The organism is Bradyrhizobium liaoningense (genome assembly GCF_018130825.1).
GTDB lineage: Bacteria > Pseudomonadota > Alphaproteobacteria > Rhizobiales > Xanthobacteraceae > Bradyrhizobium > Bradyrhizobium liaoningense_B.
Map to the genome: position 1 here is coordinate 566894 of NZ_JAFCJS010000004.1, position 14679 is coordinate 581572.

Annotated in this window: 14 protein-coding genes and 1 pseudogene; 3 read left to right on the forward strand and 12 right to left on the reverse strand. The window is 64.1% G+C overall.

The features are described from left to right. Positions 1-10 precede the first annotated feature (10 nt). Together JQ603_RS21340 and JQ603_RS21345 are read right to left on the reverse strand one after the other, a co-directional pair. A pseudogene (locus tag JQ603_RS21340) lies at positions 11-631 on the reverse strand (N-acetyltransferase family protein); the annotation flags it as partial. Positions 632-715: 84 nt separating this feature from the next. Continuing rightward, positions 716-919: a DUF1127 domain-containing protein gene (locus JQ603_RS21345; protein ID WP_018643363.1), complete on the reverse strand. Its 204-nt coding sequence runs from the start codon at positions 917-919 to the stop codon at positions 716-718. A 110-nt stretch (positions 920-1029) separates the two neighbouring features. Here JQ603_RS21345 and JQ603_RS21350 point away from each other — a divergent pair, with 110 nt between their 5' ends. After that, complete coding sequence (locus JQ603_RS21350; protein ID WP_211405372.1) at positions 1030-1923, forward strand: transcriptional regulator GcvA; 894 nt, start codon at positions 1030-1032, stop codon at positions 1921-1923. Positions 1924-2067: 144 nt separating this feature from the next. After that, the gene (locus JQ603_RS21355) at positions 2068-3399 is read left to right on the forward strand and encodes an MFS transporter (protein ID WP_212342292.1); all 1332 of its coding nucleotides are present in this window, start codon (positions 2068-2070) and stop codon (positions 3397-3399) included. 191 nt (positions 3400-3590) lie between these two features. Here JQ603_RS21355 and JQ603_RS21360 read toward each other — a convergent pair whose 3' ends face one another. Genes JQ603_RS21360 through JQ603_RS21370 form a run of 3 tightly spaced genes read right to left on the reverse strand, consistent with a single transcriptional unit; the run spans position 3591 to position 6197 of the window. Further along, complete coding sequence (locus JQ603_RS21360) at positions 3591-4004, reverse strand: Rieske (2Fe-2S) protein (RefSeq protein ID WP_212342294.1); 414 nt, start codon at positions 4002-4004, stop codon at positions 3591-3593. Next, positions 4004-5113 carry an amidohydrolase family protein gene (locus tag JQ603_RS21365; RefSeq protein WP_212342296.1) on the reverse strand — a complete coding sequence of 370 codons (1110 nt, stop codon included), beginning with the start codon at positions 5111-5113 and terminating at the stop codon, positions 4004-4006. Before JQ603_RS21365 ends, JQ603_RS21360 begins: the two co-directional genes overlap by 1 nt. Before the next feature lie 25 nt (positions 5114-5138). Further along, positions 5139-6197, reverse strand: a complete 1059-nt coding sequence (locus JQ603_RS21370) for an amidohydrolase family protein (RefSeq protein WP_212342298.1) — start codon at positions 6195-6197, stop codon at positions 5139-5141. A gap of 144 nt (positions 6198-6341) precedes the next feature. On the opposite strand from JQ603_RS21370, the gene JQ603_RS21375 reads away from it, so the two are divergent. Beyond that, positions 6342-6824 (forward strand): CinA family protein, encoded by a 483-nt coding sequence (locus JQ603_RS21375; RefSeq protein ID WP_212342300.1) that lies wholly within the window; start codon positions 6342-6344, stop codon positions 6822-6824. Between the two features lie 77 nt (positions 6825-6901). On the opposite strand, the gene JQ603_RS21380 is transcribed toward JQ603_RS21375, so the two are convergent. The 7 genes from JQ603_RS21380 to JQ603_RS21410 all read right to left on the reverse strand — a co-directional run bounded on the left by JQ603_RS21380 (position 6902) and on the right by JQ603_RS21410 (position 14423). After that, positions 6902-7648, reverse strand: coding sequence for a hypothetical protein (locus tag JQ603_RS21380; protein ID WP_212342302.1), 747 nt, complete (start codon positions 7646-7648; stop codon positions 6902-6904). Positions 7649-7792: 144 nt separating this feature from the next. Next, entirely contained in the window at positions 7793-8068 is a 276-nt protein-coding gene (locus tag JQ603_RS21385; protein WP_020607898.1) for a DUF1488 family protein, read from the reverse strand. Positions 8069-8302: 234 nt separating this feature from the next. Beyond that, positions 8303-8911, reverse strand: coding sequence for a tetratricopeptide repeat protein (locus JQ603_RS21390; protein ID WP_212342304.1), 609 nt, complete (start codon positions 8909-8911; stop codon positions 8303-8305). Between the two features lie 121 nt (positions 8912-9032). After that, the gene (locus tag JQ603_RS21395) at positions 9033-10502 is read right to left on the reverse strand and encodes an AMP nucleosidase (protein ID WP_212342306.1); all 1470 of its coding nucleotides are present in this window, start codon (positions 10500-10502) and stop codon (positions 9033-9035) included. A 308-nt stretch (positions 10503-10810) separates the two neighbouring features. Beyond that, a complete protein-coding gene (locus JQ603_RS21400) occupies positions 10811-12145 on the reverse strand; it encodes an HlyD family type I secretion periplasmic adaptor subunit (protein WP_212342308.1) in 1335 nt (444 codons plus the stop codon). Positions 12146-12155: 10 nt separating this feature from the next. Continuing rightward, on the reverse strand, positions 12156-13904 hold the full coding sequence (locus tag JQ603_RS21405) for a type I secretion system permease/ATPase (protein WP_212342310.1): 1749 nt from the start codon (positions 13902-13904) through the stop codon (positions 12156-12158). 249 nt (positions 13905-14153) lie between these two features. Then, positions 14154-14423, reverse strand: coding sequence for a GlsB/YeaQ/YmgE family stress response membrane protein (locus JQ603_RS21410; protein WP_212342312.1), 270 nt, complete (start codon positions 14421-14423; stop codon positions 14154-14156). Positions 14424-14679: the final 256 nt, after the last annotated feature.

The following is a 14679-nucleotide window of genomic DNA, read 5'->3' on the forward strand; positions in this document are numbered from 1 at the left end:
AGTGGTGTAAGGCCGAGGCTGAGGGGCTGTCGGCCTGACGGGAAAGGGCGGCGAGACGCCAGCTCGCGCAGGGAATGTCTTTCGGTGCGACGCTGATCTCCTTGTCGAAGCGCACCAGCTTCCAGTCATCGGGATGGTTGACGAAGGCGAAGCCGGACTTGCGCGCCAGCGAGATCATGGCCTCGTTGGAGCGCAGCGTGTCGCCGAACATGCGCTCGGCTCCAAGCGCAGCCGCGCGGCATTCGAGATTCCTCATCAGCGCAGTGGCGATGCCGTGGCCGTGCCAGCGGTCACCGACCGAGAGGCCGAACTCGAGCGTCGCGGTTTCCGCATGCAACGCATAGCGCGCCTCGGCGACGATGGTCTCGAAGCCGTCGACCATCATGGTCGCGACGACAGTGAAACGCTCGCGTGCGCCGACCTCGAGGAAGTCGTGCAGCAGGCCCTTCGGCAATTCGCTGATAGCGCCGAAGAAACGGTTGTAGCGGGAGCGGGTCGAGAGCGAGCGGAAATAGTGCTGCAGTTCGTCGGTGTCGCGCGGCTCGACGAAGCGAACGTTGAGCGTCGTGCCGTCGCGGGTGCGCAGCGTATCCGAATATTGCTTCAGGTCTTCGAGGCGGAGGATGCTCATGACACGAGCCTTTAAGAAATTTGCCCTTCACAAAAAGGGACCGCCGGCGCCCCTGTGAGCAGGCGGCGCCGGCCTGGCGGCCAATCAGGCCCGCCAGAAGGGTTTGTCGGCCTCGTAGGCGATATCGGACCAGGACAGCCCGACGTCATGGAGATCGCGGGCGGTCCAGTGGGTCAGCTCGCGCCGGGTCCGGTAGCGCTCGTGCCAGACGTGCAGGGTCTCACCGATCTGGTAGAGCAGGCCGTGCGCATGATGATTTGTCATCGAATTGTCGGTCAAAGTAGACATTTTCAGCTCCTGGAGCTAAGTTGACCGCTAATATCTGCTTCCAAGTGCGCCGCGACAAACGACAATTTGTACCCTTTCGCATGAAATAACGTCATGCATCCTGCTGCCAGATGACTGCCAGATTGCCCTCCCTGAATGGTCTGCGGGCGTTCGAGGCCGCCGCGCGCCATCTCAGCTTCACGCTGGCCGCCAGCGAGCTGAACGTGACCCAGACCGCGATCAGCCATCAGATCCGCAGGCTCGAGGAGGAGCTCGGCATCCGCCTGTTCATCCGGCAGAATCGCGCGCTGGCGTTGACTCCGGAGGCGCGGGACTATCTCCCGGGCGTGCGCGCCGCCTTCAACGACCTGCGCCTTGCCACCGATCGCCTGCTGCGCAAGGACGATGACAAGGTGCTGACGGTGTCGACGATCGCCTCGCTTGCCGCAAAGTGGCTGCTGCCGCGACTGACCGATTTCCAGGAGAGCCATCCCGGCATCGACGTCCGCATCACCACCTCGACCAGCCTGGTCGATTTCCAGCGCGACAATGTCGATGTCGCGATCCGCTACGGGCGCGGCCAATGGCCGGGCCTGCGCGCCGACTGGCTGATGGCGGACGAGTTGTTCCCGGTGTGCAGCCCCTCGCTGCTGCGCGGTGACAAGCCGCTACGTCGTCCGGAGGATCTGAAGGACCACGTGCTGCTGCACACCAACGTCAGTGACGACTGGCGGCTGTGGCTGACGGCGGCGGGCCTTTCGGCCGGCATCTCCCGGCAGCCCGGCATCACCTTCGACATGACCTTGATGACTGTGCAGGCGGCGATCGACGGCATGGGCGTGGCGATGGGACGGACCTCCTACGTCCAGGACGACATCGCCAAGGGACGGCTGGTGGTCCCGTTCAAGATCGCGCTGCCGGCGGATGCAGGGTTTTACCTGGTCTCTCCCGACGGCCGTCGGGAGGCGCCGAAGCTCACCGCGTTCCGCCAATGGATCCTCGCTGCAACGCAAAATAAAGCCTGAAAAATCATCAGCTTCCTCCGGAAAACCGGTTGACTCCCTCGTCCCCGCGCGGGAAGGGGATGACAGATTGTCGCAGCTTCAATCTGTCGCCTTGCCGTGAAATGAGTTCCGGTCCGGCCACGTCTTTCCAAGGGGAGCAACGCCATGGCTGGACCAGCCACTTCAACCAATCCGCCCGTGATCAAATCGCGCATCGGCGCGATCCTGCGCGCAACCAGCGGCAATTTCCTCGAGCAGTTCGATTTCTTCCTGTTCGGCTTCTACGCCGCCGCGATCGGCAAGGCGTTCTTCCCCTCGACCAACGAGACGGCCTCGCTGCTCAACACCTTCGGCGTGTTCTGGCTCGGCGCCTTGATGCGCCCTGTCGGCGCGATTGTGCTCGGGGCCTATATCGACCGCATCGGCCGCCGCCAGGGCCTGATCGTCACGCTCGGCATCATGGCCATCGGCACCGTCGTCATCGCATTCTGCCCGAGCTACGCGACCATCGGCATCGCGGCGCCGGTCATCGTGCTGATCGGCCGCCTGCTGCAGGGCTTCTCCGCCGGCGTCGAGCTCGGCGGCGTGTCGGTGTATCTCGCTGAGATCGCAACGCCCGGCAATCGCGGCTTCTACACCTCGTTCCAGTCATCGAGCCAGCAGGTCGCGATCTTCGTCGCCTCGATCCTCGGCTATCTCCTGTCCGAGGTGATGCCGGCCGACACGGTGGCCGCGTGGGGCTGGCGGATTCCGTTCTTCGTCGGCTGCCTGATCATTCCCTTGATCTTCTTCCTGCGGCGCACGCTGGAAGAGACGCCGGCGTTCCTCGCGATGAAGAAGCACCCGACCGCGAGCGAAGTGTTCGCCTCCGCGCTCGCCAACTGGCGCATCGTCATCCTCGGCATGATGATCGCGATCCTGACCACGACGACGTTCTACTTCGTCACCGTCTACACGCCGACCTTCGGCAAGACGGTGCTGAAGCTGTCGACGCAGGATGCGCTGCTCGTGACGCTGCTGGTGGCGGTCACCAACTTCATCTGGAATCCTGTCGGCGGCGCGCTGTCCGACCGGATCGGGCGCAAGCCCGTGCTGATCGGGATCGCGGGTCTTTCGCTTGTCACCGCCTATCCGGCGCTGTCATGGCTGGTGGCCGCGCCGACCTTCGGCAAGCTGCTCGCGGTCGAGATGATGTTCTCGTTCTATTTCGGCATGTACAGCGGCACCATGCTCGGCGCCCTCGTCGAGATCGTGCCTGCGCATGTGCGCACCACCTGCTTCTCGCTCGCCTTCGCGCTCGCCGCCGCGCTGTTCGGCACGTTCACGCCGTTCGCCTCGACCTGGCTGATCGACTACACCGGCAACAAGGCCGCGCCGGGCGCCTGGCTGATGTTTGCCGCACTGCTCGGCATCATCGCGGCGTCGATCGTCTATCGCGACGGCGGCAAGGCGGTGCCGACGTATGATGCGGCGGCGGAACCGGTTGCGGGGCATTGAGGGTCACGTCAATCATCGCTGCCTCTTAACCCTCCCCTTGAGGGGGAGGGTCGCTTCGCATGCAGCGAAGCGAAATGCGAAGCGGGGTGGGGTGACGGTCTCTCCGCATCGAGCGCTGCCCGTGGGGAGAGATCACCCCACCCCGCTCGCGCTTCGCGCGATCGACCCTCCCCCTCCAGGGGAGGGTAAGCCTACAGCTCCACCACCACGTAATCGCTCTCGACCGTCACGGGAATCGTCTCCGCGACATACGGGCCCTTCACCACGCTCGCGCCCGGCTCGACATGGGCCGGATAGGCCTTCACGCGGAAGCGGCGGGGGTCGCAGTAGGACTGGCCGGTGCGGATGTCGAACTCCCAGCCGTGCCAGGGGCAGCGGATGATCTCGCCTAACTTGGTGTATTCGATCTCGCCGGGATTCTTCGACTGTGCCAGGCCGATCAGCGGCCCCTCGCACAGCGCCGCGCCCTGATGCGGGCAGCGGTTCATCAGGCCGAAATACTCGCCCTTGATGTTGAAGATCGCGATCGGCCGTCCGTCGATCTCCAGGAATTTTCGCGTGCCCGGCGGAAGCTCATCCACTGGCGCAATGACGTGTCTTGCCATCAGGAAATGCCGTACAGCTTCTTCGCATTGCTTAGATAGAACGCCTCGCGGTTGGCTTCGCTGACACCCGCCGGCAGCACGCGCGACGGCTCGTCATAGTCCCAATGCGGGTAGTCGGTCGCGAACAGCAAGCGGTCCCAGCCGATCCATTTGATCACGTCGAACAGATCCTCGCGCCTTTCAGGATCCTCCATCGGCTGCGTCGTCCACCACACCTGCTCGCGGATATATTCCGACGGCGGCCGCTTCACGTGCGGCACCTCGCTTCGGAGCCGCTGCCAGGCCTTGTCCAGCCGCCACGCCAGCGAGGGCGCCCAGCCGAAGCCGGCCTCGATCATCACCATCTTCAGTTTCGGGAAGCGCTCGAACACGCCCTCCAGCACGAGGCTCGCCAGCGCCGATTGCTGGCATTGCGAATGCCCCACCATCTCCTCGATGTAGTAACTCGGCCAGCCCGACGGCGTGATCGGGTTGCCGCCGAAGCCGAAGGCGTGGACGCCGACGGGAAGGCCGGCCTCTTCCGCGGCCTGATAGATCGGCCAGTAGCGGCGCTGGCCGAGCGGCTCGACGTTACGACTGAGCAAGAGCACCTGCACGAAATTCTTGTCGCCGGCGCGCTCGCGGATCTCTGCGGCGGCCGACAGGCCGTCCTCATTGCCGACGACGATCGAGGCCTTCAGCCGCTTGTCCTTGCTGGTCCATTTGTCGATCTGCCAATCGTTGATCGCCGAGCAGAGCGCGGCCGAGAGCTCGTGATTGCGGATGCCCTGCCCGGTGTTGAGCGGATTGAGCACGCCAAGCTGCACATTGTTGGGATCGAGCAATTGCTTCTGCATGAAGGCGAGCGAGGAGCCCTGCGGGCCGCCCTCCGGCGGATAGGCATCGCGGCGCGAGGCGTTGGGTTGCGCCTTCGGATAGGGCGGGCCTTCCATCATGCCCTGATAGGCATGGACGCCGTAGATCTCGAGATGATGCTGCCAGCGCTTGGCAAGGTAGGGATAGAGCTCGGTGCGGGTGGCGCGTGCCGGATGGATGTCGCAGTCCGCGATCGCGGTTTTGACGGTCAGTGGGGAAGCGGCTTCTTGGTTCTCGCGGAACTGGATATTCATCGCCTTGCCTCCTTTGGCAGCGGGCTCACGTCAGGCGGGGATAGGTTGCATGCGGATTGTCGATCATGATCTTGCGCACGAGATCGGGGGACAGACCTTTGGGCAGCGCGTCCTGGTCGTCGAACTGCCAGTGCGGATAGTCGGTAGAGAATAAGACCAATTCGTCCGACTGCATATGCTCAAACAGGCGAATTAATGTCTCGGGTTCCGGCGGTGCATCAAATGGCTGTAACGAGAAGCGGATGTTGCTGCGCACAAGTTCCAGCGGCGCGCGATCGACCCACGGCGTCTCCATCCGCACGCCGCGCCAGAACTTGTGCAGTCGCCAGAGATAGGGCGCGATCCAGGAGACGCCTGACTCCAGCATCACCATTTTCAGCCGCGGATACTTTGCGAACACGCCTTCGACGATCAGGCCGGTGAGCTGGGTCTGGAACGCCTGGGCCTGACCGACATAATCCTCGATGTGATAGGAGCCCCATCCCACCGCAGTCGGCGGATTATGATAGGCGGAACCTGCGTGGACGCCGATCGGCAGGCCGAGCCGTTCCGCGGCTTCATAGATCGGCCACAGTGCGCGCTTGCCGAGCGGCGTGTCACCCATGACAAGCATCAAGACCTGCACGAAGCGACGATCTGGCGCGCAGCGCTCGATCTCGGCGACGGCCTTCTCGATGCTTTGCGTGGGGATCACGATCGAGCCGCGCAGTCGCTTGTCGCGATCGAGCCATTCCTTCACCAGCCAGTCGTTCAGCGCGCGGCAGAAGGCGGCCTGCATGTCCTCGGAAAACACCATCTGCACGCCATAGAGCGGATTGCAGATGGCGTATTCAAGCTGGAATGGATCGAGCACATGGCGCTGCATGTCCGCAAGGCTCTCGCCCGGCTTGCCGCTTTCAGGACGCCAGTCGGGTCGCGCCGTGATCGGCGAGTTCTGCGGATAGGATTGCGAGACGAGGTCGACCATGCCGCGCGTCGTCACCTGATCGCGCCAATAATCGTTCAGGTACGGCAGCAGGCTGGTCAGATGCGGCACGGCCGGATGCACGTCGCAATCGACGCCGCCGGCGATCAGGGACGCCATGACGTCTCCCTTCTCACGTTTCCTCGCATGTCTCTTCTTCTACCCACCATTCAAGCAGGCCTGCCCGTCGCCCGCAACTCGGCCAAGCCTGCTGTCATATGCTAGGAAGGCTGAGCTCGGTTGCGAAGGGATAAGGGGTACAGGATGAAAGAGCTCGTCGGCATTGCGGAACAGGTCGCGGCGAAACTGATCGCGCGCAAACAGACCATTGCGGTTGCGGAATCATCGGCAGGCGGTCTGATCGCCGCCAGCCTGCTCGCGGTGCCCGGCGCCTCCGCCTATTTCCTCGGCGGCGCCGTGGTCTACACCCGCGATGCCAGGCGCGTGCTGATGGATATTTCGGATGAAGGAATGAAGGGCTTTCGATCCTCATCGGAGCCCTATGCGAAACTCTTGGCCGAACAGATGCGCAGCCGCTTTGGCTGCGACTGGGGCCTGTCCGAGACCGGCGCCGCCGGTCCCACCGGCAACCGCTACGGTGATGCCGCCGGCCATAGCTGCATGGCCGTCGCAGGCCCCGCGGCAGAGGTGATGACGCTGGAGACGGATAGCAATGACCGGTTCGCGAACATGCAGGTGTTTGCTGCGACGGCGCTGAGGTTGTTGTTACGGAATTTGGAGAGATGAATGCCCACACATGGGGATGCTGCGCGATAAGCCGTCGGCCTGAGGCCGCCCTTGGCCCGCCGCGTCGCCGTGCCCGGCTAAGGGCAGGACAAGCCGTTGCCGGGCTCGCGGCATAGCTTCGCGCGAACCTCGACAATATCGATCTTGCAGTCCCTGGCTCTCCACACGCGCGAGACGTAAGCCGCGTCGGCACGATCTGCTGCAAGAAGATTGAGCTGCTTCTTGATGGCCGCACTGCACATCAGACCAGGGTTGCCATCGAGATATCTCGCCTGGGCTCCAAGCTCTTGTCGGGTGAGCTCCGCGAATGGCCCCAGACGCAATTGCGATTCGATCGCTGCAATCTCCGCGTCGCTGGCCTGCGGCCGGACAACGCCATTCGTCTTGCGCTCGAAGCCGTTTGCGATCGCCGCCCCAGTTGCCGACCCAAGATCTGCAAACTCTAGCGCTGCGTCCGGAAACTCGCCACGTTGGAAACCAGCCAAAAGGTAGGATTTGCATGCCAATGGGTCGCTCGCGAGCTTCAAAAGGACCGCGAGCACCGCACGATCCAGGGCATTGATGTGCTCGTCGTCGGCATAGGCTTCCATCTCGGAAGCCAGGATCATGTTGAGCGTACCATTGGCCGCGGGCCATCCGCCTCTGTTGAACACCTCTTCGGTCTCCCGGAGGAAGACGTCCCTGAGACTTCGATCGCTGCGGGCAATCGAAGCGGCCAAAGGAAACCGCGCGATGTTCTGATCGAAATCGCGCGCAAACGCGCTCGGCCCGGCGAGGTACGCATACACCAGGTTTCCGGCCAGCAGGGCGACGGCCAGGAGCAACAGGATGGATCTTTTGGTCACGCGAGAAACATGGCTGAGCTACCGTGGCGCCATCATCTCACGCCGAGCCGCCCTCATCCAATGCAACTACAGGATGCTCTTAATGAATCCTTTCGCGGCCATGACAGGTTGGGCAGGTCCTCGCTACCGCCCCAAATGCCGCATGAAGATCCGCACCACATAGCCCTGCACCCTCGGCGCCTCGTCGTAGAGGTCCGACGCGATGCGCTCGATGGTCTCGCGCAGGGACAGGAACTGCGCCTGTCGCGCGCTGCTTTCGGTGCCCTGCATGCCCGCGAGTTCGTCCATCGCGGCGTCGGAGATCTGGCACTGCACGACCTCGCCATCGTCCAGCATGGTGAAGCGAAAGGCCAGCCGTTCCAGATCATGGCCAATGATCTTGTCGCGCAAAAGTGGCATCAAGTCGTCCCGGTCGAGCCCCGCGCCGGACAATGCTGAAAATCTGACGCGTTGTCACCACCCGCACTGAAGCGCGATGAGATTTGGATGAATCGTCATCGCGCTTTAGGTTGTTGTTTACGCATGATCTTTCCGGAAAGCCGCTTCGCACTTTTCCGGATCATGCTTTAGGGGACATGGCGGTCATACGACGCGCGTCAACAGCACTCGCGTCAGCCCCGCCGCGCTCCGACCTCAATAGACGAGCGCTGTTCCAGCCGGCTTGTCCAGTGCCGCGGCCAGCGATCGATATTCCTCGCAGTCGGTCCCGCAGATGGATGCGATCCGACCGAGATGATAGAGCGCTTGCTCGCGGTTGCCCCGCTCGAGCTGCCACAGTCCATAATATTGCCACGTCAGCACGTGGTTCGGATCTGCCTGCAAGGCGCGCTCGTACCAGACCTGCGACTGTTCGTAGTCGCCGAGCTTGCGGTACGCATAGCCGATGAGATTGGCGACGTTCGGATGGTCGTCCTGGCCGAGCGACTTCAACTGCGCGATCGCGGCTGCATAGTCGTTGCGCTCGTAGATGGTGTCATAGGCGACGCGGTAGCCGGCGGCGAAAGCGGGATCGCCGATGCTGGACTGGTTGCCTTGCTTCTTGCCCTTCTGGGTTGCCTTTGTGCCCGGCCGCTTCGGATAGGTTGGCTGCGGCTTCTGATCCGAATAGGCGCCGCCATAAGGATCGGTAGAACCGGAACCGCCACCGCCTCCTCCACCACCGCCCGCCGCGAACGCCGGCGAGCTCAACTGGGCTGCCGCAAATGCACCCAGCGCGACGAGCCTGATCATCCCTGTGAACATCTTCGTCTCCTGTCCTGCTTCAAGCGGCCCCGGACGAATCGATAACCCTGCCTCGGCAGCGATATTCCAGGACGCTGCGCTCACAGAAACGTCAGCGTTCGTACGACAGTTCTGTTGTCCCTTACTGGAATGCCACTTCGGCAAAGCTTCTCAGCTTTCGCGAATGCAGGCGTTCGGATTCCTGCTGCTTGATCCGCTCCAGCGCTTTCAGGCCGATCTCGAGATGCTGGCCGACGCGGCGGCGGTAGAACTCGCTCGCCATGCCGGCAAGCTTGATCTCGCCATGCAGCGGCTTGTCGGAAACGCACAGCAACGTGCCGTAGGGAACGCGGAAGCGGTAACCGTTGGCGGCGATCGCTGCCGATTCCATGTCGAGCGCCACGGCGCGCGACTGCGACATGCGGCGGATCACCTCGGGCCCCGAAATCTCCCAGTTGCGGTTGTCGACGCTCGCGACGGTCCCCGTGCGCATCAGGCGCTTGAGCTCGAAACCTTCGAGGCCGGTGACGTCCTCGACCGCCTCCTCGAGCGCGACCTGCATCTCGGCCAGCGCCGGGATAGGGACCCAGAGCGGCAGCTCGCGGTCGAGCACGTGGTCCTCGCGCACATAGCCGTGCGCGAGCACGTAGTCGCCGAGCCGCTGCGTATTGCGCAGGCCCGCGCAATGACCAAGCATCAGCCAGGCGTGCGGCCGCAGCACCGCGACGTGGTCGGTGACATTGCGCGCATTCGACGGGCCGGTGCCGATATTGATGAGGCTGATGCCGCGGTAATCGGGTTCGACCAGGTGGTAGGCCGGCATCTGCGGCGTGCGCACGGGTGCGACGCCGGTCGTCGCGCCACCTGCGTGCGTGATGACGTTGCCGGGCGCGACAAAGGCTTCGAGGCCGGCTTCGCCAGCCTGGAGCCGCTGCTGGCAGAGCTGCGCGAAGGCGTCGATATAGAACTGGTAGTTGGTGAAGATCACGAAGTTCTGGAAATGCTCGGGATCGGTGCCGGTGTAGTGGTAGAGCCGGCGCAGCGAGTAGTCGACGCGGGCGGCGCGAAACAAGGAGAGCGGCTCGGGCGCGCCCGGCTGCAGCTCGAAGGTGCCGTCGGCGATGGCATCGTCCATGGTGGCGAGGTCAGGCACATCGAACGCATCGCGCAGCGAGCGCGTGACGGGCGAGTTCTCGCTGGTGGTGATGGCGGCCTCGATGTTGATGTCGCGGCGATAGGCGAAGTGGATCGGGATCGGCTCGGCAGACTCGCCGATTTCCACGGGCACGCCATGGTTCTGGATCAACAGACCGATCTGCTCGGTGAGATAGGCGCGGAACAGATCCGGCCGCGTGACGCTGGTCTCATGCACACCGGGTCCGGCGACGAAGCCGTAGGACAGCCGGGAATCCAGCCGCGCATGCGTCGCGGTGGTGAGGCGGACGAAGGGATAGTAGGCCCGCACCCGCGTGGTGACGGCTTCGCCGCCGACATAGGCTTCGAACCGGTCGCGCAGGAACTTTGTGTTGCGCTCGTAGATCTCTTCGAGCCGGGCGACGGCAAGAGACGCATCGGAGAAGGATTTGGTGGCGATGGACGGAGGGGACTGCATGTTCGACCGCCGGGTTATTTGCGATTGAGTCGAACTATAGCAAAGAAGAAGGTGTCGTAGGGCGGGTTAGCGCAGCGTAACCCACCACTTCCGCTGCTGCGGATAGAGAAGCGGTGGGTTACGGCTTCGCCTAACCCACCCTACGAGATCGAATGCTGTAGGGTGGGCAAAGCGAAGCGTGCCCACCCTATGCCAATTGTGCGAAAGATGGTGGGCACGGCGCTTTGCGCCTTTGCCCACCCTACGAGATCGCGAATGGGGCTCGCGGATGCGCGCCAAGCGCGCTCCGGGATGACGCGCTTTCGCGCTCACTTCTCGCGGAAGGCCCGCATCAGCTGGTCGTGCAGCGGCTTCATCAGGTAGGACAGCATGGTGCGGTCGCCGGTCTGGACGAAGGCTTCCACGGGCATGCCGGGGATGATCTTGACGTCACCGAGGCGGGCAATCTCCTCCGGCGGCATCGAGACGCGGATGGTGTAGTAGCTCTGGCCGGTGCGCTGCTCGGTGGTGACGTCGGGCGAGACGCGGCTGACGACGCCATTGAGCTCCGGCGTGGTGCGCTGGTTGAAGGCGGACAGGCGCAGCAGCGTCTTCTGTCCGATCTGGAGCTTGTCGATGTCGACCGGATTGACCTTCGCCTCGACCTGGAGATCGTCGGCCTGCGGCACGATCAGCATCAATGTGTCGCCGGCGGTGACGACGCCGCCCACGGTGTGCACCGTCGATTGCAGCACCATGCCGTCCTGCGGCGCGCGGATGTCGACGCGGCGAAGCTGGTCCTCGGCGGCGACCTTGCGCTCGATCAGCTCGCCGATCTTGTCATTGGTCTCGCGCAGATCCTTGGAGACCTCGCTGACCATGTCCTTGTCGACCTGGATGATCTGGAGCTCGGTCTCGGTGATCTTGCCCTTGGCCTGTGCGCGCGAGGCGATGTACTGCGCACGCTCGCCGTTGAGGCGGGCACTGTCGCGCTCGAGCTGGGTCAGTCGCGAGATCTGAACCAGACGCTTGTCGTAGAGATCGCGGACGCCGGTCAGCTCGTTCTGGACCAGCGCGATCTCCTTGTCCTTGGCGGTCTCTTGCGCGGACAGGCCCTCGATTTCCTCGTTGAGCTGCAGGACGCGCTCGCGGAGCTGCGCCTTCTGGCCGGCGCGGCCGTTGACGCGGACCTCGAACAGCTTGGTCTCGGCGGAGAGCAGCGCCTTGACGTCGGGATCGCTGCTGCGATCGAGCAGGGATTGCGGAAACTCGATCTTGTCGAGACCGCGCTGCTCGGCCTGCAGCCGCGCCGTGCGCGCCTGCGCGGCATCGAGATTCTTGACGACGATGGAGAGGTTTGCCCTGGTCACGGTGTCGTCGAGCCGCACCACGATGTCGCCGGCCTTGACCAGATCGCCGTCGCGGGCGCGCAGCTCGCCGACCACACCGCCGGTCGGATGCTGCACCTTCTTGACGTTGGATTCGACCACGACCTGGCCCGGCGCGATCAACGCGCCCGAGATCAGCACCGTCGATGCCCAGCCGCCGAGGCCGACGACGAGAACCAGCACGATGCCGAGACCGAGCATCAGGTGAAACTTGATGGAATCACGCACGGTCTTCTTGGCGGCGGGCTTCGCGCCGCCGATCGCCATCGTGCTCATGACTTTGTGCTCATGACTTGGCCACTCCGCCTTCACTGACGACCTTGATCGGGGCCGGCGGCGTCACCCGCGGCTGGAGCACCTGGGCGAGCACCTGCTCCTTCGGGCCGAAGGCCTGCATGCGACCATCGCGCAGCACCAGGATCTGGTCGACCGCCTCGACGCCGATGGGGCGATGCGCCACCACGATGACGATGGCACCGCGCTCGCGCGCCGAGCGGATCGCGCGGGTCAGCGCCTCGTCGCCTTCGGTATCGAGGTTGGAATTGGGCTCGTCGAGCACGATCAGGAACGGACTGCCGTAGAGCGCGCGCGCCAGCGCCACGCGCTGCGCCTGGCCTGCGGACAGCGCGGTGCCCTGCTCGCCGACCTGCGTGTTGTAGCCTTCGCGCATCTTGATGATCATCTCGTGCACGCCGGCCTCCTTGGCGGCGGCGATGATGCCGTCAGACGTCGCTTCGGGATCGAACCGGCTGATGTTCTGCGCGATGGTGCCGCCGAACAGTTCGACGTCCTGCGGCAGATAGCCGATATGGCGGCCGAGCACGTCGCTTGACCATTGATCGAGCGCCGCGCCGTCGAGCCGCACCTTGCCGCGCACCGGCTGCCAGACGCCGACGAGCGCGCGGATCAGCGAGGATTTGCCGGAACCGCTCGGCCCGATCACGCCGAGACCATTGCCGGCGGCGAGCGCGAAGCTGACGTCCTGCACGATGAGACGCTGGTCGCCCGGCGGCACCATGGCGACACCCTCGACCGAGAGGCGGCTGGTCGGCGCCTGCAGCTGGGTCGGCATGGTCTGCGCCGGCATCTGTTCCAGAAGGCGCGTGAGGCGCTGCCAGCTCTGACGGGCCGCGACGAAGGATTTCCAATGCGCGATGGCGAGATCGACCGGCGCCAGCGCACGGGCCGAGAGGATCGAGCCGGCGATGATAATGCCCGCGGTCGCCTCCTGGTGGATGACGAGATAGGCGCCGACGGCGAGCACCGCCGATTGCAGCATCATGCGCAGCACCTTTGCGACCGCCCCCAGGCCGCCGGCGACGTCGCTCGCACGCTGATTGCCGGCGAGATATTTTTCGTTGGCCTCGCTCCAGCGCTGGTTCATCCGGCCCGTCATGCCCATCGCCACCATCACCTCGGCGTTGCGGCGGCTGGACTGGGCGAGATCGTTGCGCTGCGCGGCAAGGCCCATCGCCTCCTTCGCCGGCTGGCGGGACATGAATTCGGTGACCAGCGTCAGGCCCACCAGGATGATGGCGCCGACCAGGGCGGTCACCCCGATCAGGACGTGGAAGGCGAAGCAGATGGCGAGGTAGAGCGGCAGCCAGGGCAGGTCGAAGAACGCGCTCGGGCCCATGCCGCCGAGGAAGGAGCGGACATTGTCGAGGTCGCGCAGCGGCTGCAGGCCCTCGTTGCGGCTCCCGACCAAGAGCGGCAGGCGCACGATGGTGTCGAACACGCGCTTGTTGAGGGCATCATCGAGCGCGGTTCCGATCCGCCCCAGGATCCGGTTGCGGATCATGTCGAGCACGCCCTGCGCCATGTAGAGGAAGCTGGCGAGGATGATGAGGCCGACCAGGGTTGGAACACTGCGGCTCGGCAGCACCCGGTCGTAGACCTCCAGCATGAAGATCGACCCGGTCAGATAGAGCAGGTTGATCACGCAGCTCATCAGGCCGACGCCGACAAACGCCGTGCGACAGGCGCGCAGCGCGTCAGCGAGCTCTGAACGGCGAACGCCGGGTACGGCTGCCATCAGTCTGATCTCTTTCGGGTATGGGGCAAGGCCCCTGATTTCAAAGGCAATTTCAGGAGTAATTGACCCGGATTAACATCGCGTTCTCGCCCCTTCGTCAACGCGGTTGATTCAATCCGAACCCCTGGTTGCCACATCTCTACCCTTGATGGCCCCGCGCGCAAGCCCGGAATCTCACAGGCTTGCGGCTTTTTCTTGCGGACCTGACGCCTTTCCCAAGACGGGGAGGCGCCAGGTTGGATTGCGGCGCTAGAGCCGCCCGCCGCCGCGCACCAGGCGGACCACCAGCAGCAGGATGATGGCGCCGATCGCGGAATAGATGATCTCCGAGACCAGCCCGACGCCAAGATGGATGCCGAGCTTCGGGAACAGGAAGCTGGCGACGAACGCGCCGGCGATGCCGATCACGATGTCGCCGATGATGCCGAACCCGGCGCCGCGGACCACCTTGCCCGCAAGCCAGCCGGCGACCAGGCCGACGAACAGGATGACGATGATGCTTTGGCCAGAAATGTACATAAGTTGAAGTCCCTCTCCGTGAACGGGCGCATGGAACCGGAACCGGGATGAATGAGGTCTGAATGGGTTCCGCAGGCTCGCGCCGAAAGGCGGCGCCAACAAAAAAGGCGAAAACAACCCCATGCACAGTAGAGCGCGCTTGGCCGGAATGCGGGCGGCGAACTGTGACAAGTCGGTGTTGTCGTAGGGGAATTTTGGAGAAGCGCGCACACTGCTCTTCACCTCTCCCCACTTGTTGTGGGGAGAGGTCGGATCG